Below are 19,624 nucleotides of genomic sequence, written 5' to 3' on the forward strand. Positions count from 1 at the left end.
ATATGTCCGTAGTACTAACCTTCACCCGACATTTGACGGGGTTGTCAGATAATCACGATATTTTCCGTGATTGTAGTTGCAGGGTTTTCAAAGTAATGTTAAAGAAATCGTATATTTTCTAAAAATTTAAAAAACAGGGAGGCGAGTGAATGGAAAGTTCGATTCAACTTGTAGAAGGGACAACGAGTAAAAAGGTTTTTTGGTCAGCGTTAGCTTCAGGGATTTTGGTTTTGGGACTGCTGCTAGTTTCTTTTGGTTTATCGGGGGTGGCCTATGCCGTACCCATTGCGGGAGTTGGAGACTTTTATGTTGAGTTTGATAAACTTGTAGGAAATGGCTATACGTTTTATCCAAAATTGGGAGAAACGAGCAGTGAAGATTCTGCTCCCCAAGGAACCAATATTATGGATAATCTTGTTATTGATAATCTTCAGTTGTACAAGGATTTTAAGGTAGGCGGGCAATGGATCCGCGTGAAAATAACGGCATCAAAACCGGTTCAAATTACCGGGCTGCAGCATGATGCAAGTCTGATTCAAGCAGACGCGAAATTCACTAATCTAGTTCTTAAGGAACACCATAGTGATGACTGGCAAAACCAATTTAGACAAACCTCTTCAACTATTACTCTTGAACATGCAAAGCTGAAAACCCATTATCTATTTCAAAAAACAATTAATATGAACGGAATGAGATTAACAGTGGAAAGAATCAAAAAGTAGGAAAGGATGAACAGAGTGGGAGTTAAACAGTGGCGGAAGAAAAGACCCTTAGGGGGAGCCATCATTACCATTATTAGCGGATTATTAATCTTATGGATCCCGTTAAATCTTTATTTAAGCACCTTCCTGCCTGGCTCCATTGCAACCATTGGGCTGCTGTTTGGCGGGGCGATTACATTGATAGGGATCTGTGCTTTATTTTTTCCAAATGCCTCCAAGGTTCTAGGGATCTTTACAATCTTCTTATCGATTTTATCTGTGATAGGTGCCTTGGGCGGTTTTCTCTTCGGGACACTTCTTGGCATTATCGGCGGGGCCTTACTAATGGCCTGGAGGCTCGGTCCTGCAAAGGTAAAGGTTACACCGCCAAGCAATACAGAAAAAGCGGCACAAACATTCTAAAGGAGAATTGAAATATGTGGTGGAAAAGCAGGATTTTTTTGTGCAGTATATGTCTCCATATCATGTTTTTAACCATATTCTCCATTAGTGGAAAAGTTAAAGCCGAAACGAATGAGGCGGATGGTTTTATCATTAAAGCCGACCGGGTGATTGGAACAGGCATGACTGCTTTCATTGTAAAACAAGAAACCTCCACGAATGATGGAAAACCAATGCTCAGGTTTCACTATGATTCAGCCACTATTTATGGAATGAGTTTAGTAAAACAAGTGAATAGTCCCAAAGGTCCCGTCAGCATCACGTTAAAGGCGAATGGGCCGGTAACGGTAAAAGGAATGACTGTAGATACGACAGCGATTTCCTTTCAGGGTGCATGTATAAAAGCATCGGAAACGGTTCCGGAATTAGGGATGGAAAATGTAGTAATGGTCGCACACTATATGGATAATGCGGATAGCAGTATAAAGCAGCTTGTTCTGAATACGATTTCGGGGCAGGCAGGTGGCTCTGAGCCAGGTAAATTAGGTATCCTTCAAGAATTAGGGAAGCTTTCTGGACAGAAACTGAATCAAGAAATTGAAAAGATTTCAAAGAGGCATTTGCCGCTCACATGTGAGGAAGGAGCGGATGAGCAGGGGAAGAACAGTAAAATAACGAAACCGGTAAACGATGTGGTCGGTGTGGTGACGAAACCGCTGGAACCAGTAACGAAGGTGGTGGATTCTGGAACGAAGGTGGTGGATTCTGGAACGAAGCCGTTGGATCCGGTGACGAAGGTGGTAGATTCGGTATCGGAGCCACTGGAGCCAGTAACGAAGCCGTTGGAGCCGGTGACAAAGGTGGTGGATTCGGCGACAAAGCCGTTGGAGCCAGTAGTAAAACCAGTGGAACCTGTTGTGAAGACAGTTGAACCAGTGGTTACGGAAACAAAGAAGAAGGTAGAAGAGACCGTGCAATCGGTATGTGAACGGCTTGATGATGCTAAAGGGGTTATATCGAAAGAACTTGCTTTGGATTTAATTGATGAAGCGCTCAAAAAGCAGGTAGCTTTAGGGGCTGTTTGTTCCGAGAATGCTACCGAGACGAAATGGCTTGAAAAATGGAATGATGGGTTGCTAAAATCGTTGGGGTTACTGGATTTGTTGGGAAGAATAATGCTTGATGACCCTGTTGAGCAGCTAGAGAAGATGCGTGATAATGTGTCAAAGGAGAAGGACGGGGTGATTTTATTTAGAGCGTAGAAAAAGATCAGGGATCCTCTTTTTTAAAAGAAGGTATAAAAAGTACTGACTTTGAGAATTGTCCGGCACAAGTATCCCGCCCCTCGAGGTTGCGTCACGCCTGTCGATGGAAGTCAAAGAACGACTTCACCACCGCCAGGGCCTCCAATACTAGTCTTAGACTGACCAGGGAAGTGCGCTCTTCTTAATTGTAAAGGTTTGGCCTTGGAACTATGGACCCCGGATAGTGCCCGTCTCGCTGATATTTTAAAAAACATGGGAACTATGAGCCGCGGATAGTGCCCGCGGCGCTGATATTTTAGAAGACACGGGAACTATGAACCCTGGATAGTGCCCGCAAAGCTGATATTTTGAAAGTAACGGGAACTATGGACTCCGGATAGTGCCCGCGGCGCTGATATTTTAGAAGACATGGGAACTATGAACCCTGGATAGTGCCCGCAATGCTGATATTTTGAAAGTAACGGGAACTATGAACCCCGGATAGTGCCCGCGGCGCTGATATTTTAGAAGACACGGGAACTATGAACCCTGGATAGTGCCCGCAATGCTGATATTTTGAAAGTAACGGGAACTATGGACTCCGGATAGTGCCCGCGGCGCTGATATTTTAGAAGACACGGGAACTATGAACCCTGGATAGTGCCCGCAATGCTGATATTTTAGAAGACACGGGAACTATGAACCCTGGATAGTGCCCGCAATGATGATATTTTGAAAGTAACGGGAACTATGAACCCCGGATAGTGCCCGCAATGCTGATATTTTGAAAGTAACGGGAACTATGAACCCCGGATAGTGCCCGCGGCGCTGATATTTTAGAAGACACGGGAACTATGAACCCCGGATAGTGCCCGCGCGGCTGATATTTTAGAAGACACGGGAACTATGAACCCTGGATAGTGCCCGCAAAGCTGATATTTTGAAAGTAACGGGAACTATGAACCCCGGATAGTGCCCGCGCCGCTGATATTTTAGAAGACACGGGAACTATGAACCCCGGATAGTGCCCGCAATGCTGATATTTTGAAAGTAACGGGAACTATTCACCCTGGATAGTGCCCGCAATGCTGATATTTTGAAAGTAACGGGAACTATGGACTCTGGATAGTGCCCGCGCCGCTGATATTTTAGAAGACACGGGAACTATGAACCCTGGATAGTGCCGGCCCCGCTGATTTTTTGAAAATCACGGGAACGATGGGCAGTAACCGCATCATTAAAAAGAAAAAATGTCCTTCAACACTAAAAATCGAAGGACATTTTCTCATCATTCATATCATCAATTAGAACGCCCAGTTTCCGCCGCGGAATACGGGCTCTGATTTGCCATCAGCAGTAATGCCGTCAATATCCATTTCCGCCGAACCAATCATGAAATCAACGTGGGTAATACTTTGGTTTAGTCCATTTTCTTTTAATTCATCAGCAGACATCTTCTTGCCTCCCTCAATACAGAACGCATACGCACTTCCAATCGCTAAATGATTAGACGCATTCTCATCAAACAAGGTATTAAAGAACAAAATATTGGACTGTGAAATCGGTGAGTTAAAAGGAACAAGGGCTACTTCGCCAAGATAATGCGAGCCTTCATCCGTCTCAACCAAACGCTTCAGAATTTCTTCTCCTTCTTCCGCTGTTACCCCAACAATTTTTCCATTTTCAAACGTAATCGAAAAACGGTCAATAATATTACCACCGTAGCTAAGAGGTTTCGTGCTGGCAACTGTACCATTCACACCTGTTTTAAGCGGAACCGTAAAAACTTCCTCCGTCGGCATGTTTGCCATAAACTCATGACCGTTTTCATTTATACTTCCTGCCCCAACCCAAAGATGGTTTTTCGGAAGCTCAATCGTTAAATCGGTACCAGGAGCTTTATAATGTAGCTTCAAATATTTCTTTTCATTTAAATAATGAACTTTTTCATGTAAATTTTCATCATGCTTTTTCCAGGCATCCACAGGATTATCAACATCTGCGCGGGTTGCTTTAAAAATTGCTTCCCATAGTTTTTCAACTTGCTGTTCGCTTCGAACATCTGGGAATACTTTTGCAGCCCATGCAGGAGATGCTGCGGCTACAACAGTCCAGCTAACTTTATCGGATTGAATCGCCTGGCGGTATTTGGCTAATGCGGTACCAGCCGCTTTTTGGAAATTGGAGATTCGTTCTGGATTGACTCCTTTTAAAAGGTCTGGGCTAGAAGAAATAACTGACATAAAAGCTGCGCCTTTTTCGGCAAGTTCCTCTGTCTCTTTTGCACGCCAGGCAGGAAATTCTTGAAAGGCTTCATCAGGTGCTAAATCGTATTTTGTACGGGAAACGAAGTCATCAGCCCAATTGACCACAACATTGAATGCCCCAACTTCATATGCTTTCTTTACTACAAGACGAACAAATTCAGCTGCATCTAAGGAAGCATTCACGACTAATGTTTGTCCCTTTTGAACATTTACGCCCACTTTTACCGCAAGCTCAGCATATTTTTCAAGGTTCTTCTGAAATTCACTCATTTTATGTATTCTCCTTTACCAGAATCTTCATATATATTGTAGCTTGTTTAATTGGAAAAAGAAACTAGCAGCCATTTTGACCAAAAGGCATAAAAAAACAGTAAAGACTTTTCATCTTTACTGCAGTTTAGAACCGTATACTTTTATATTAAAATAAACCCCTGCGGAAAATAGAACTAGAAAAGTAATAATGCCTGAAATTGATGTTGGAGACAAAAACTGTGACCCATCCATACATTCCACCGCCCTTAATAATAGAAAACCTTTACAAGTTAATTATAATAGTAAAAGAGGGAGATGTGAACATTTTAGTACAATTTATAGAAAGTTTTTTGAACTTTTTGGGGGTATTTGTTTTTCAAAAAAATAAAACATGAGCCAATAGAAACCAGCGCTGATTAAAGCCACAATCGATAGGAAGGAAAATGTCCAGTGATACCCAATCCACACGGTCATCGGGATAAAGATTGGGGCAATGGTCCGGCTAATTGTAAACCGCAAACTGGCAGCAGCAAAATATTGTCCCCTCATATGTTCGGGTGCAAGCTTGGAAACAAAGCTTTGCTGAAGTCCGGCCGCCATTAATTCACCAAATGTGAAGATGGCCATGGCAATAATAAATCCCCAGATCCATTCCGTTACGCTAAAGAGCAAAATCGAAATGGCATACATAATAGAAGAAAGAATAAATACATTTCGTTCCTTGTACCGGCTCATCCATTTTGTAACGGAAACGGTCAATAATGCGACAAGAAGCCCGTTTTCCGCCAGTACGATCCCAAATGCCTGCTCACCTTTAATTGAAAAGGAGAACAGACTTTGAGTTTTTAGCACATCTTTCATATAAACGGGAATTAATAAATCCAACTGCATAAAGGTTTGACCAGCCAGTACGCCAGCAAGAATAAACAGTAGAAATGTTTTGTCTTTTATAATGAGTGAATAGTCGCGAAGCTGATTTTGTAAAAAGTAATACCATTTCCCTTCCACATCAATGGAGGTTGATTTTTTCAATGGAGCGGTTTCCCGGGTCCATTTTGCCAGGATTAACCCTAGCATAATGCAGACAATACCAGCCACGAGTAGAAGCTGAAAGCGGTAATTCACATAAAAAATTGCACCTAAGATCGGTCCAATAACGACGGCGATATTAATCGAAGTATAAAAAATCGCAAAGACATTCCCTCTATCTTTCTCTTCGACGACATCTGCTACCATTGCCTGACTTGCGGGCCAATAGAACGCACCGAAAACTCCGGCAATCGCAAAGGAAATAAAGCCAATCCATGGCGAGTCAAGCCACGGTGAGCTGGAAGCTCCAAATATGATAAAAGAAAGACCTTGACCAATTGCAGAAAGAACCATCATTCGTTTTCGGCCAAAGCGGTCGGCACAATAGCCTCCCATCAGATTGGCGAGCACCGAGAAAACTTGCGAAAATACCAATAAAATCCCGGCTTTATTTTTACCAAATTCATCTGCAAAGTAAATTGTCAAAAACGGAAAGAACATCCAAAAAGTAATATTCATCATCGCTTCTGCAAATAAACGGACCTTTAAATTACGGTCCCAATCTCTAATTCTCATAAAAAATCTCCATTTCATTCATGTAAGCATTTACATCATACTATCCTGCTGGAACTAGTTTCAATACCTTTATGTATTGGAATCTTCGGAATACCTGAATCCATTTGAAACGTATGCTATAGTTAACTTACCTGAAATTCGAAAGGATGTTTAAAAAATGGCAAAAAGTGTTGTTATTGCTGAAAAACCTTCTGTCGCACGTGATATTGCTCGCGTGCTGAATTGTAATAAAAAAGGAAACGGATACCTTGAAGGAGATAAATACATTGTTACGTGGGCACTCGGACATTTAGTCACACTTGCTGACCCCGAAAGCTACGATGTGAAGTATAAAACTTGGAATTTAGAAGATCTGCCAATGCTGCCGGATCGTTTGAAGTTGACTGTCATTAAGCAAACAGGAAAACAGTTTAATGCGGTTAAAAGCCAACTAACAAGAAATGATGTGAAAGAAATCATCGTGGCTACAGATGCAGGGAGAGAAGGAGAATTAGTCGCACGCTGGATTATTGATAAAGTAAAAGTTAATAAGCCGATTAAACGTCTATGGATCTCTTCTGTTACCGATAAAGCGATTAAAGACGGTTTCGCTAATTTGAAGCCTGGCAAGTCATATGACAATTTATATGCTTCAGCGGTCGCGCGCTCAGAAGCGGATTGGTATATCGGACTTAATGCAACCCGTGCTCTAACCACTAGGTTCAATGCCCAACTAAACTGCGGCCGTGTTCAAACACCTACTGTTGCAATGATTGCAGCACGTGAAGACGAAATCAAAAACTTCAAAGCGCAAACCTATTACGGCATCGAAGCCCAAACAGCAGATCATTTAAAGCTGGCATGGCAAGATGCAAAAGGGAACAGCCGCAGCTTTGATAAAGAGAAAATCGATGCGATTGTGAGAAAACTAGGCAAACAAAATGCGATTGTAAAAGAAATCGAGAAAAAGCCAAAGAAGTCATTTTCTCCAGGTCTTTATGATTTAACAGAATTACAGCGTGATGCGAATAAAATCTTTGGTTACTCTGCAAAGGAAACGTTAAACATCATGCAAAAATTGTACGAGCAACATAAAGTCTTAACGTATCCTCGTACAGACTCGCGCTATCTTTCTTCGGATATTGTAGGAACGCTTCCTGAACGTTTGCGAGCATGTGGTGTTGGGGAATATCGTCCATTAATTAATAAAATCTTAAGCAAGCCAATAAAAGCTACGAAAGCATTCGTAGATGATAGCAAAGTATCCGATCACCATGCCATTATTCCAACAGAAGGCTATGTAAACTTCTCTGCCTTCACGGATAAAGAGCGGAAAATTTATGACTTAGTGGTGAAACGATTCTTGGCCGTCTTATTCCCGGCATTTGAGTATGAGCAATTAACACTTCGTGCGAAAATCGGGGATGAGAACTTCGTTGCAAGGGGAAAAACGATTTTAGCGGCTGGCTGGAAAGAAGTATACGAAAATCGCTTTGAAGATGAGGATGCGGCTGATGACCTAAAGGAACAGATATTACCCCGCATCGAAAAAGGCGACACATTAAACGTGAAACTAATCGCCCAAACATCTGGTCAAACTAATCCGCCTGCACGGTTTAATGAGGCAACATTACTTTCGGCAATGGAAAACCCTACGAAGTATATGGAAACAAAAAATAAACAGCTGGCAGAAACATTAAAATCGACGGGTGGACTAGGTACTGTTGCGACACGTGCGGATATTATTGATAAGCTATTTAATTCATTCCTAATCGAAAAGCGTGGAAAAGACATTCACATTACTTCTAAAGGCCGTCAATTGCTGGATTTAGTGCCTGAAGAGCTAAAATCTCCTACTTTGACAGCGGAATGGGAACAAAAGCTGGATCAAATTGCCCATGGTAAGTTGAAAAAAGACGTGTTTATCAGCGAAATGAAAAACTACACAAATGAAATCGTTGCAGAAATTAAGGCAAGTAATAAAAAATATAAGCACGACAATATTTCTACAAAAAATTGTCCGGACTGTGGGAAACCAATGCTAGAGGTTAACGGGAAAAAAGGCAAAATGCTCGTATGCCAAGACCGCGAATGTGGACACCGGAAAAATGTTTCGCGTGTCACCAATGCACGATGCCCGCAGTGCCATAAAAAACTAGAGCTACGCGGTGAAGGCGAGGGCCAAATCTTTGCATGTAAATGTGGATACCGTGAAAAACTATCTGCTTTCGAAGCACGCCGTAAAAAGGAATCTGGTGGAAAAGTGGATAAACGCACGGTACAAAAGTATTTGAAAAAACAAAACAAAGAGGAAGAACCTTTGAATAATGCGTTGGCAGAAGCATTAAAAGGGTTGAAGTTTGATTAACCTATTTAAGGGGCTATTCAAAAAGAGTGAACATCTTTTTGAATAGCCCCTTTGTCAATTTTAGGTGGTAACTTTTATATTACGCTGATTCTTGCTTCAATAAGCGGATACTTTCATCAAATTCTTTTTCGATCTCATCGTTTTTCTTATGTGTAGCTAAGCTGACAACAACAGAAACGATAAAGTTAAATACGAAGCCTGGAACGATTTCATAGAGGGTGTCCCCTAGGCCAACATTTTTCCAAATGATTACGGTAACCGCACCAACGATCATTCCGAATAGGGCGCCCCAGTTGTTCATTTTTTTCCAGAATAAACTTAAAAGAATGATTGGGCCGAATGAAGCGCCAAATCCTGCCCATGCATAAGCAACAAGGCTTAAAATTGTGCTGTTTTGCTTGAAGGCAAGAGCGGAAGCAACAACAGCGACGATTAGCACAGCCATTCTTCCTAAGAATACAAGTTCTTTATCCTTAGCATCCTTACGGACTACAACCTTATATAAGTCTTCAATTAACGCACTGGAGGTAACGATTAATTGCGAAGAAATTGTACTCATAACAGCTGCAAGAATGGCAGCTAATGCAAATCCTGCAAATAATGGATGGAAAAAGATCTGGCTTAACTGAATGAATACAGCTTCTGGATTGTCAAGTTTATGAGCTGCATTATGATAGAAATATGCTTTACCAATTAAACCGGTAAAGATTGTTCCAATTAATGTGATAATCATCCAGCTCATGCCAATACGGCGGGCGCTTTTTGTTTCTTTAACAGTACTAATTGCCATAAAGCGGACAATAATATGCGGCTGGCCAAAGTATCCGAGGCCCCAAGCCATTGCTGAAATGATTCCTACGAAAGTTGTACCTTTGAACCAATCGAGTAATGTTGGGTCAATGTGGCGGATGGTTTCAAATGTTTCCGCAGGGCCGCCTGTTTTAAAAATACCAAGAAGCGGAACAAATAATAAGGCAAGCAGCATCATTAATCCTTGAATAAAGTCGGTATAACTTACGGCAAGGAAGCCGCCGAATAAAGTATAGGCAACAACAACGCCGCCCACGATATAAAGACCAGTATGATAGCTTGTCCCAAAGGAGCTTTGGAAAAAGACTGCACCGGAAACCATTCCTGATGATACATAAAAAGTAAAGAAAATAAGAATAACAATACCTGAAACAATCCGGAGTAATTTTGTGTTGTCTTTAAAACGGTTTTCTAAGAAGCTTGGAATGGTGATAGAATCATTTGCGACCTGTGTATAAGAGCGCAGGCGTGGTGCAACGAGTTTCCAGTTCAGGTAAGCACCAATTGTCAGCCCGATGGCGATCCATGCGCTTGCAAGACCAGTAACATAAATACCGCCAGGCAGACCCATTAGTAACCAGCCGCTCATATCCGCAGCTCCGGCACTTAAAGCGGTTACAGCTGGCCCCAACGAACGGCCGCCAAGCATGTAATCTGTGAGGTTGCTTGTTTTTCGATAGGCATACCAACCGATTAAAAGCATCCCGGCTAAGTAAATCCCTATTGAGATCAATTGTAACGTTTCATTGTTCATAAATTTTCCTCCTTGTTTTTAAAATCTACTCCGCTTTTGAATGGAGAGACATTTGTTTCTGTTTCTCTGGTAATAAATCTAATGATTTTTTGTTTTTGCTGACATAGAAAGAACCGATTACAAATAGAGCGATGAGAGTGGTTAAAAAGAATTGTGAACGTAGTGAATCAATAAATGCCATCGCAATAAAAAGAACAATGATTGCAAGAATAGTAGCGTATGTCAAATAAGGAAATAACCACATTTTTATTTTCAGTGCTTCAGGGTTCTCTTTTTCATATTTTCTTCTCATACGCAGTTGCGAGAAGGCGATTACTAGGTAAACAAGAAGCGCAACTCCTCCGGAAGCATTGACTAAGAAGAGAAATATTTTATCAGGAGATAGGTAATTAAATCCTACGCTAATATAGGAGATAACGGTACAGCCCAAGATGGCTTGAAGCGGTACACCCTTTTTGTTGATCTTTAAAAACATTCGGGGAGCGTCTCCGTTTTGTGCCATCGTAAGCAACATACGCGAGCTCGTGTAAAGACCAGAATTCAAACAGGAAAGTACAGCAGTCAACACAATAAAATTCATGATTTGAGCTGCGGCAGGTATTTTTAAAATCTCAAGTACGGAAACAAAAGGATTTTTCAGCAGGGTATGAGAATCCCATGGTAGAATCGTGACCAGCACTAAAATTGAACCAAGATAAAAAATGAGAATCCGGTAAATAACACTGTTTGTTGCAACAGTAATAGCTTTTTCGGGATTTTTTGTTTCTCCTGCGGCGGTTGCGACAATTTCACTTCCCATAAAAGAAAACATAACAAGAGTAATTCCCAAAAATATAGAACTAATTCCATTCGGTAAGAATCCGCCTCGATGTAGAAGATTTGAAGTTCCGGGGGATTCGACCCCTGGTATAAGTCCGAATATAATAGCCCCGCCAAGAATCAAAAATAAGGCAATACTGACTACTTTGATAAGAGAAAACCAGTACTCAAACTCACCAAACGATTTAACAGAGTACATGTTTGTCAAAGTTAATAAAAAGGTAAGCAAAAGGCTAAGCGACCAAGAAGGCAAAGAAGGAAACCAGTATTGAATAATATTTGCACCTGCAATCGATTCAACTGCAATGACGATTACCCAGAAGAACCAGTATAGCCACCCGATTGTGTAGCCAGCCCATTGGCCCAGCGCTTCCCGGGCATATGTTGCAAAAGAACCACTTGATGGATTGACTATGGACATTTCTCCCAGCATCCGCATCACTAAAACCACAAGCAACCCTGCGAATGCATAGGAGAAGATGGAGGCTGGTCCAGCCATATTAATTAAGGATCCGCTCCCAATAAACAATCCAGCCCCAATAATTCCCCCCAGAGAAATCATTGTAATATGCCGAATTTTCAACCCTTTCTGTAACTCTGTTTGTTGATGATGCATTAACCATCCTCCTCTATTAACCTATTATCCAAAATTAAAAGAAAGGCGTTCAATTTCTTTATCGTAGAAAAAAGACAAATGAAAACCCTTCCAAATTCTAATTAAAATACCCAATAAATCAATTGGATATTTCAGAGAATTATAAATTTATAGTCTTTTCCATGAACACATTTTATACATTATTGTCTAAGGTTGTCAATCTGTAAATTACCTAATACATTTTTGTTGACGTTTGATTATAAAATCTAATACCTATTTAATTTAATGGTTATTTTACTGTACAAATATAGATGAAAAGTTTTTGTTTTGCACATAAATGTTTAAAAAACTTCCTCAATTAAACATATTTGTTCAAAAATAATAAATTTAAACAATTTTTATAAAAAGTAATATACAAATGTGTCAAAAAGTGTTTATAATATATTTGTGCTAAATTTGAATATTAAATATATTAAAAATCTTGTAATAAGGGAGAGAATCAAATGATTACAGATTATCAAAATACGATTGCACCCTATAAACATGAACCGTTTACTGATTTCACAACGAAAGAAAACAAGCAAGCGTTTGAAGACGCATTGATGTTCGTCCAGTCACAATTAGGTGGGGAGTATCCGCTTGTGATCGGAGGGGAACGTATTCGAACTGATAAACAGACAATATCGATAAACCCAAGTAATAAGGAAGAAATCATTGGAACAGTTTCAAAAGCGAATCAAGAGTTGGCTGAAAAAGCAATGCAAGCCGCCCTTTCTACGTTTGAAACATGGAAAAACCATGATCCGGAAGAACGGGCAAACATCTTATTCCGTGCAGCAGGAATCCTTCGCAGTCGCAAACATGAATTTTCAGCCTACCTTGTTAAGGAAGCCGGAAAGCCTTGGAGAGAAGCGGATGCGGATACAGCAGAAGCAATCGATTTTCTTGAATTCTATGCACGTCAGATGGTGCAATTAAAAGATGGGGTTCCAGTTAACAGCCGAGACGGAGAAATCAATCAGTTTAAGTACATACCACTTGGTGTAGGTATTATCATTTCACCGTTTAACTTCCCATTAGCGATTATGGCAGGAACAGTTACTGCAGCGATTGTTGCAGGAAACACCGTACTTCTAAAACCATCTGCCAATACACCTGTTGTCGCAGCAAAATTTGTAGAGGTCATGGAAGAAGCAGGTTTGCCTCAAGGGGTGCTGAACTTTGTTCCTGGAGATAGTTCTGAAATGGGAGATTACCTTATTGATCACCCTAAAACTCGCTTCATCTCTTTCACGGGTTCTCGTGAAGTTGGCTGCAGAATTTATGAGCGTGCTGCAAAAGTACATCCAGGCCAAGTTTGGTTGAAGCGTGTGATTGCGGAGATGGGAGGAAAAGATACAGTAGTTGTGGATAAAGATGCTGATCTGGATCTTGCAGCTTCTTCGATTGTTTATTCCGCTTTTGGATTCTCGGGACAAAAGTGTTCAGCAGGCTCTCGTGCGGTTGTACATCAGGATGTTTATGATGAAGTTCTTGAAAAGGCAGTGGCATTGACTAAAACGCTATCCGTCGGAAACCCTGAAGATGCCAATTCCTATATGGGCCCTGTGATCAGCCAGCCTTCTTATAACAAAATTATGAAATATATCGGAATTGGTAAGGAAGAAGGCAGATTAATGACGGGTGGAGAAGGGGACGACTCCAAAGGGTACTTTATTCAACCAACTATCATTGCGGATGTGGATGAAAAGGCGCGTCTGATGCAGGAAGAAATCTTTGGTCCGGTTCTTGCTTTTTGTAAGGCGAGAGATTTCGACCATATGATGGAAATTGCGAATAATACTGATTACGGCTTAACCGGTGCGTTAATCACGAACAATCGTGAACATATTGAGCGGGCAAAACGAGAATTCCATGTGGGTAATCTTTATTTCAATCGCGGCTGTACAGGAGCGATTGTCGGTTACCAGCCATTTGGCGGATTTAATATGTCAGGAACGGACTCAAAGGCAGGAGGCCCTGATTATCTGATCCTTCATATGCAGGCAAAAACAACGAGCGAAACACTTTAAGAAGGGTGCAGCCCTTAAAGTCATTTTTACCTGGAGGGAATTTTCCGTGTGGATCATTACTGCTTATTCAAAGAACAATATTCAAATGTTTGAGTTTGACACTGAAAAAGAAGCAAATGAGGCTTTTGGGAGAATTCAAGGTTATAAAATCCTTTCCAATGTTGTTTATTTTAATGATTCTTACTTAGTTGAATCCTAATAAAATAACAAATGATAAAAGTATAATTTGTTGAAAGTGATACCCTAATATATAACAACAAGAAGGAGTAATGGTAATGTTAAAAGATATTTTTATGGGATTATCCCAAAACCAATTTCTTAATAGCGCAGCTAAAAAGTATGGATTGAAACTAGGGGCACAAAGTGTTGTTGCAGGTACGAATATTGAAGAAACGATTAAAAGCATTAAAGAGCTTAACGCAAATGGTATCTCATGCACGGTCGATAACTTGGGAGAGTTTGTCTTTAAAAAGGAAGAGGCAATCGCCGCGAGAGACCAAATTTTAAAGGTAATAGAAGCGATTCATAAGAATAACGTAGATGCACATATCTCTTTAAAACCAACACAATTAGGATTAGATATTGATTACAACTTCTGTTTGGAAAATCTTAAAGAAATCGTTCATCAAGCTAGCAATTATGGCATTTTTGTTAATTTTGATATGGAGGATTATGGACATCTACAGCCTTCTTTTGATATTTTAGAAGAATTATCGTTGGAATATGACAATGTTGGTACAGTCATTCAGGCATATTTTTTTAATGCACAAGAAAATCTTGAAAAATATAAAAACTATCGATTGCGTTTAGTAAAAGGTGCCTATAAAGAACCGGAACAATATGCTTATCAAGATAAGAAAGAGATCGATAAAAACTTTATTAAGCTAATTGAATGGCATTTATTAAATGGAAAATTCACATCCATTGCAACACATGACCATAAAATCATTAACCATGTGAAACAATTTGTTAAAAAGAATGATATTCCGAATGATAAATTTGAATTCCAAATGCTATATGGGTTTAGAAAAGACCTTCAGCTAAAATTAGCAAATGAAGGCTACAATTTCTGTACCTATGTGCCTTTCGGTAAAGACTGGTACGGTTATTTCATGCGCCGTCTTGCTGAAAGACCGCAAAACTTAAATCTTGTTGCTAAACAAGTATTTAACAAAAAAACCAACACACTGGTTGGCTTGGCCGCAGGAGCATTTTTTATGGGTAGACTGACTGTGGGGAATAAAAAAAAGAAATAAAGACTTTGTTCCGTTCTTGGCGCTTTTCTGAATACAGAAAGCGTCTTTTTTTTCCTGGATCTCTCCGTTTATAAGACATCTAGAACAAATAATGGCCGATGCGGAAGCATCGGCCACGGAATTATAAATATCTCTTGTTTTTAACCTTACCTTAGTTAAGCTCATACTCTTTAATCTTATTATAAAGTGTTCCCCTGGATATACCGAGTAATTTGGCAGCCGCACTCTTGTTTCCATAAGTTTTCCGTAAAGCTTCCTCAATGATTAATGCCTCTTCTTTTATAGGTGCACGTTCCTTTAGTGATGTTTCGTTTTGGCTTGGAACATTGCTGTTATCTCCAGAATAAGTGTCAATTATATTTTTGGGAAGATGATGAAGTGTAATTAAATTTTCATCATTAAGAATGATAAAGCGTTCAATGACATTGCGGAGCTCGCGGATATTTCCTGGCCAATCATAGTTCATCAAAAGGGTCATTACCTTAGGAGTAATTTCCGGAATGGGTTTCTTATACTTAGAACTAAATTCAAGTATAAATTGTTGAACAAGTTTAATAATATCCTCTGTTCTTTTACGCAAAGGAGGGATATCAATGTTAATTACAGTTAAACGATAATAAAGGGTTTCGTTAAATTCCCCATCCTTTGCCATAGATTCTAATGGTTGAGAAGTAGAGGCAATTATCCGTGTGTTTGTTGTAATTAATTCAGATCCACCCACTCGATAAAAGGATTGATGTTCCAAGTAATTTAGGAATTTCTCTTGAATATCCAGGGGCATTTTGTCAACTTCTTCAAGAAACAAAGTTCCATTACCTGCTTGTTCGATTTTTCCAGCTTGTCCGACCTTTCGATCGGATGTAAAGACTCCTTCATGGTATCCGAATAATTCGGCTTCTAAAAGGCCAGAAGGAATCGTTGAACAATTGACAGTTACAAAAGGTCCAGTGTTTTTTGAACCGCCATAATGGATCGCATTGGCCAGCATCTCTTTTCCCGTACCAGGTTCCCCGGTTAACAGAACAGGAATATCAGCAGAGGCAACTTTTTGTGCAATTTGTAATGCTTGTTGAATTTCTGAACTAACTCCTATGATTGAATCAAAAGGCTTTTCTTGATCAATTAGCGAAGGAAGCGATGAGTCAAGTTCCTCGTTTAATCGAACGAATCCGGTAATATCGCGCTCGATCGCAATACCCCCAATAATGGTATTATTCTTTATAATAGGAGAAGCATTTATCAGTACGTGAGTATCGTTATTGGGGCGATGATAGGCGCCGCGAACAGTCCGCCCCTCATTTAATATATGGTGTAATATAAGGGATTCCGCTTTAAAATGTTCTCCAATCTTTTGCCCAAGGATATTCTCGCGCTTAATTTTATACGTCCTCTCAGCTACAGAATTCCAACAAATAACAGTTCCTTCCTGATCTACAGCTGTGACTGCATCATTAATTGTTTCGGCCAATGTATAAAAGTAAGCGGATAATCTCTTATTTTCCCCTTCAAGTTGCTGAAACCAATGGTTAGCAGTCACAATCCCGATAATATCTTCTTTATCCTTATCCTTAATCAGAACTGGCCGTCTCCAATCTGTTGTTGATGTAGAAAGTTCATTGATAGTAAAAACTTTGGAAGGGAGCCAATTTACCTTTTCAATCCAGTTGATTACAGGAAGCGAATCCTCATTTAAGGCTATAAGGTTGTATTCACTATTTGAGATTGCGTAGTAGGTTTCACCGGAAACAACAACAAAATCATGCTCTAAAAGTTCGTTTTTTATATGTATCAAAGATGTATGCGGCCCAACTAAAGTAAAGGAGTTATTTAATTGCATCTGCCCAATATTGAACATAATAAACCCCTTTCATTATATACCTTTTTTAAATGTATCATGTTTTCTACAGTATTATCTACTAAAAGAATAATAAAACAAATGTGTTTAAATTAATAATGAACAGTCTAGAACCCTGATCATCTTTCATTTATTATTGTGCTAAAGTGTTATCGTGCTAAAATTCAGAAAATTTCATTGACAGTAAGGGCTTGATTCACATAAAATAATTATCATAGGAATAGGAATATTTATATTTTTTTAAAAGGAGAATGAGACATATGAGACGGTTTATACATCCAATAATAAAAATTAAATATTCCATTATGATTATTAAAGAGGCTGGACTCCTAAACTAAGTAAACAGGAATCCAGCCTCTTTCTTTATTATACTAAAGTGGTAGAGGAGAGATAATAAATGATTACATTAACTGGGCAAGGTTTAACTTTAAAAGAAATGAAAGAAGTATTATATGGTGGTCAAAAGGTCCAAGCATCAGATAAAAGCATGGAAGCAGTAAAAAAGAGCAGGGAAGCAGTAGATCGAATTGTTTCAGAAGGAAGAGTGATTTACGGAATTACAACTGGATTCGGTAAATTTAGTGATGTATTAATCGATCAGAACGATGTTCAAGACCTGCAGTTAAACTTGATCCGTTCTCATGCTTGCGGCGTCGGCGAACCATTTCCTGTGGATGTAGCAAAAGCAATGGTACTTCTTCGTGCCAATGCACTGTTAAAGGGTTTTTCTGGCGTCCGTCCAGTGGTAATTGAAACATTATTAAATCTTGTGAATCATGATATTGTACCTGTTATTCCGCAGCAAGGTTCACTTGGTGCAAGTGGAGATTTAGCACCACTTTCCCACCTAGCATTAGCACTTGTTGGTGAGGGAGAGGTATTCTACCAAGGAAATCGTATGGATTCTTTAACAGCGTTCCAAATCGAAGGAATTCAGCCAATTACATTAGAGGCAAAAGAAGGATTAGGAATTATCAATGGAACACAGGCGATGACTGCAATGGGCGTTGTCGGCTACTTAGAAGCAGAACAGCTTGCGTTTGAAAGTGAGCTTATTTCTTCCATGACGATTGAAGGATTAAATGGAATTATTGATGCATTTGATGAAGACATTCATGTTGCACGCGGTTACCAGCAGCAAATTGATACAGCAGCAAGAATCCGCAGTTATTTAAGTGACAGCTTATTGACTACACAACAAGGCGAGCTTCGCGTGCAGGATGCTTATTCACTTCGTTGTATCCCACAGGTTCATGGAGCTTCATGGCAGGCACTTGATTATGTAAAAGAAAAATTAGAAATTGAAATGAATGCGGCAACAGATAATCCATTAATTTTTGATGATGGTGAGAAAGTTATCTCTGGAGGTAATTTCCATGGCCAGCCGATTGCGTTTGCAATGGACTTTATGAAAATTGCCGTTGCGGAAATGGCTAATATTTCAGAACGACGCATTGAACGGTTAATCAATCCACAATTAAATGATCTGCCGCCTTTCTTAAGCCCAGAGCCAGGTCTACAATCTGGTGCGATGATTATGCAATATGTGGCAGCAGCGCTTGTTTCTGAAAATAAAACATTGGCACACCCAGCAAGTGTCGATTCGATCCCATCTTCTGCGAACCAAGAGGATCATGTAAGTATGGGAACCATTGGCTCAAGACATGCACATCAAATTATTCAAAATGCAAGAAGAGTTCTTGCGATTGAATTAATTTGTGCAATGCAGGCTGTGGAATACCGTGGTGTGGATAAAATGGCTACACAAACAAGAAGACTTTACGAAAAGGGAAGAGAAATTGTTCCTTCTATTAAAAAAGACCGTATCTTCTCGAAGGATATTGAAAAAGCTGCAGAAGGTCTAAAAAAGTTGGATTTTGCTGAATTAACACAACCGGTTGTGTTGTAATCAAAAAAAGCGTGAGGTGCTCCTCACGCTTTTTTACTCTTCCTCTTCGACTCTATTTTTGAATGCTTCTTGGGTGACGATTAGTTCTTCATCTTCAATGACTTCTCTAGTATGTTTTTCCGTCAGGCTGTTTTTTGGAAAATCGCCTGGGTGGTTTTTCTTTTTATGATTAAAATGTTCTCCACGTGCCAAACTCAACACTCCTTTCGTTTACGCTTGTAGCATTCCCCCAATGAGGATAAAAAATTACATTTAAGCTAATAGGCATATAAATGGATAGTTGATATACTTTACATAGTAGGTAAGGTAAAAAGGGGGGTTAAAACTTGGATCTATTTCATATTGTCTCAGAAGAACGGATTAAAAAAGCATATGAAGATGGGGAGTTTGAAAATCTTCCTGGGATGGGCAAGCCGCTTCCTCTCGATGACCTCGCAGGAGTTCCAAAGGAATTGCGCATGGCTTATAAGTTGTTAAAAAATGCTGGGTATACCGAAGAGGAAAGTCATTTGCGCAGGGAAATGACGACAATTGAGGATTTAATGAAAAAATGTGATGACCCGGCAGAGCGGGAAGGACTTAGAAGAAAGCTAAATGAAAAGCTTCTGCGTTTCAATCAAATGATGTCCAAACGAGGCGTTAAAACGAATTCCTCTTTTTTTAAAAACTATGAACATAAGGTGCACAATAAGTTGAAATAACCCTCTTACAGATGCGTTGGAAGGACAAATTACTA

Annotated in this window: 15 protein-coding genes; 9 read left to right on the forward strand and 6 right to left on the reverse strand. The window is 39.8% G+C overall.

Features of this window, described 5'->3' with window-relative positions; genetic code table 11:
• The first annotated feature begins 149 nt into the window (after positions 1 to 149).
• The 3 genes from ACFQZ9_RS22635 to ACFQZ9_RS22645 are packed head-to-tail and all read left to right on the forward strand — an operon-like array spanning position 150 to position 2,365.
• Positions 150 to 722, forward strand: a complete 573-nt coding sequence (locus ACFQZ9_RS22635) for a DUF6230 family protein (RefSeq protein WP_198311602.1) — start codon at positions 150 to 152, stop codon at positions 720 to 722.
• A gap of 15 nt (positions 723 to 737) precedes the next feature.
• Complete coding sequence (locus tag ACFQZ9_RS22640) at positions 738 to 1,124, forward strand: DUF6114 domain-containing protein (RefSeq protein WP_198311603.1); 387 nt, start codon at positions 738 to 740, stop codon at positions 1,122 to 1,124.
• 38 nt (positions 1,125 to 1,162) lie between these two features.
• Complete coding sequence (locus tag ACFQZ9_RS22645; RefSeq protein WP_498945531.1) at positions 1,163 to 2,365, forward strand: hypothetical protein; 1,203 nt, start codon at positions 1,163 to 1,165, stop codon at positions 2,363 to 2,365.
• A 1,286-nt stretch (positions 2,366 to 3,651) separates the two neighbouring features.
• Here the strand turns inward: ACFQZ9_RS22645 and ACFQZ9_RS22650 are convergent.
• A complete protein-coding gene (locus ACFQZ9_RS22650; RefSeq protein WP_498945533.1) occupies positions 3,652 to 4,884 on the reverse strand; it encodes an aminopeptidase in 1,233 nt (410 codons plus the stop codon).
• Positions 4,885 to 5,202: 318 nt separating this feature from the next.
• A complete protein-coding gene (locus ACFQZ9_RS22655; RefSeq protein ID WP_498945535.1) occupies positions 5,203 to 6,471 on the reverse strand; it encodes an MDR family MFS transporter in 1,269 nt (422 codons plus the stop codon).
• 157 nt (positions 6,472 to 6,628) lie between these two features.
• Between ACFQZ9_RS22655 and ACFQZ9_RS22660 the strand changes: the two genes are divergently transcribed.
• Positions 6,629 to 8,818 carry a DNA topoisomerase III gene (locus ACFQZ9_RS22660; protein ID WP_498945537.1) on the forward strand — a complete coding sequence of 730 codons (2,190 nt, stop codon included), beginning with the start codon at positions 6,629 to 6,631 and terminating at the stop codon, positions 8,816 to 8,818.
• A 79-nt stretch (positions 8,819 to 8,897) separates the two neighbouring features.
• On the opposite strand, the gene putP is transcribed toward ACFQZ9_RS22660, so the two are convergent.
• Together putP and ACFQZ9_RS22670 are read right to left on the reverse strand one after the other, a co-directional pair.
• On the reverse strand, positions 8,898 to 10,382 hold the full coding sequence (putP, locus tag ACFQZ9_RS22665) for an SLC5/6 family protein (RefSeq protein WP_498945539.1): 1,485 nt from the start codon (positions 10,380 to 10,382) through the stop codon (positions 8,898 to 8,900).
• A gap of 25 nt (positions 10,383 to 10,407) precedes the next feature.
• Complete coding sequence (locus tag ACFQZ9_RS22670; RefSeq protein ID WP_498945540.1) at positions 10,408 to 11,817, reverse strand: amino acid permease; 1,410 nt, start codon at positions 11,815 to 11,817, stop codon at positions 10,408 to 10,410.
• A gap of 482 nt (positions 11,818 to 12,299) precedes the next feature.
• Here ACFQZ9_RS22670 and pruA point away from each other — a divergent pair, with 482 nt between their 5' ends.
• The 3 genes from pruA to ACFQZ9_RS22685 all read left to right on the forward strand — a co-directional run bounded on the left by pruA (position 12,300) and on the right by ACFQZ9_RS22685 (position 15,124).
• A complete protein-coding gene (pruA, locus tag ACFQZ9_RS22675) occupies positions 12,300 to 13,868 on the forward strand; it encodes an L-glutamate gamma-semialdehyde dehydrogenase (RefSeq protein WP_498945542.1) in 1,569 nt (522 codons plus the stop codon).
• 46 nt (positions 13,869 to 13,914) lie between these two features.
• Entirely contained in the window at positions 13,915 to 14,067 is a 153-nt protein-coding gene (locus ACFQZ9_RS22680; RefSeq protein WP_498945543.1) for a hypothetical protein, read from the forward strand.
• 76 nt (positions 14,068 to 14,143) lie between these two features.
• On the forward strand, positions 14,144 to 15,124 hold the full coding sequence (locus tag ACFQZ9_RS22685) for a proline dehydrogenase family protein (protein ID WP_498945544.1): 981 nt from the start codon (positions 14,144 to 14,146) through the stop codon (positions 15,122 to 15,124).
• A gap of 151 nt (positions 15,125 to 15,275) precedes the next feature.
• Here the strand turns inward: ACFQZ9_RS22685 and ACFQZ9_RS22690 are convergent, their stop codons facing one another.
• Positions 15,276 to 16,979 (reverse strand): sigma-54 interaction domain-containing protein, encoded by a 1,704-nt coding sequence (locus ACFQZ9_RS22690; RefSeq protein WP_498945546.1) that lies wholly within the window; start codon positions 16,977 to 16,979, stop codon positions 15,276 to 15,278.
• A gap of 397 nt (positions 16,980 to 17,376) precedes the next feature.
• Between ACFQZ9_RS22690 and hutH the strand changes: the two genes are divergently transcribed.
• A complete protein-coding gene (gene hutH, locus ACFQZ9_RS22695; protein ID WP_498945548.1) occupies positions 17,377 to 18,888 on the forward strand; it encodes a histidine ammonia-lyase in 1,512 nt (503 codons plus the stop codon).
• Between the two features lie 33 nt (positions 18,889 to 18,921).
• On the opposite strand, the gene ACFQZ9_RS22700 is transcribed toward hutH, so the two are convergent.
• Positions 18,922 to 19,080: a hypothetical protein gene (locus tag ACFQZ9_RS22700; RefSeq protein ID WP_198311939.1), complete on the reverse strand. Its 159-nt coding sequence runs from the start codon at positions 19,078 to 19,080 to the stop codon at positions 18,922 to 18,924.
• 134 nt (positions 19,081 to 19,214) lie between these two features.
• On the opposite strand from ACFQZ9_RS22700, the gene ACFQZ9_RS22705 reads away from it, so the two are divergent.
• A complete protein-coding gene (locus tag ACFQZ9_RS22705; RefSeq protein ID WP_198311940.1) occupies positions 19,215 to 19,589 on the forward strand; it encodes a DnaJ family domain-containing protein in 375 nt (124 codons plus the stop codon).
• Positions 19,590 to 19,624 lie beyond the last annotated feature (35 nt).

This window comes from Neobacillus sp. GCM10027624, from assembly GCF_042675345.1.
GTDB lineage: Bacteria > Bacillota > Bacilli > Bacillales > Cytobacillaceae > Neobacillus > Neobacillus cucumis_D.

What these genes read in the sequence shown, in the direction of transcription:
- ACFQZ9_RS22635 (WP_198311602.1), top strand. Translation starts at nt 150, where the DNA reads ATGGAAAGTTCGATTCAACTTGTAGAAGGGACAACGAGTAAAAAGGTT.
- ACFQZ9_RS22650 (WP_498945533.1), bottom strand. Translation starts at nt 4,884, where the DNA reads ATGAGTGAATTTCAGAAGAACCTTGAAAAATATGCTGAGCTTGCGGTA.
- ACFQZ9_RS22655 (WP_498945535.1), bottom strand. Translation starts at nt 6,471, where the DNA reads ATGAGAATTAGAGATTGGGACCGTAATTTAAAGGTCCGTTTATTTGCA.
- ACFQZ9_RS22660 (WP_498945537.1), top strand. Translation starts at nt 6,629, where the DNA reads ATGGCAAAAAGTGTTGTTATTGCTGAAAAACCTTCTGTCGCACGTGAT.
- putP (WP_498945539.1), bottom strand. Translation starts at nt 10,382, where the DNA reads ATGAACAATGAAACGTTACAATTGATCTCAATAGGGATTTACTTAGCC.
- ACFQZ9_RS22670 (WP_498945540.1), bottom strand. Translation starts at nt 11,817, where the DNA reads ATGCATCATCAACAAACAGAGTTACAGAAAGGGTTGAAAATTCGGCAT.
- pruA (WP_498945542.1), top strand. Translation starts at nt 12,300, where the DNA reads ATGATTACAGATTATCAAAATACGATTGCACCCTATAAACATGAACCG.
- ACFQZ9_RS22685 (WP_498945544.1), top strand. Translation starts at nt 14,144, where the DNA reads ATGTTAAAAGATATTTTTATGGGATTATCCCAAAACCAATTTCTTAAT.
- ACFQZ9_RS22690 (WP_498945546.1), bottom strand. Translation starts at nt 16,979, where the DNA reads ATGTTCAATATTGGGCAGATGCAATTAAATAACTCCTTTACTTTAGTT.
- hutH (WP_498945548.1), top strand. Translation starts at nt 17,377, where the DNA reads ATGATTACATTAACTGGGCAAGGTTTAACTTTAAAAGAAATGAAAGAA.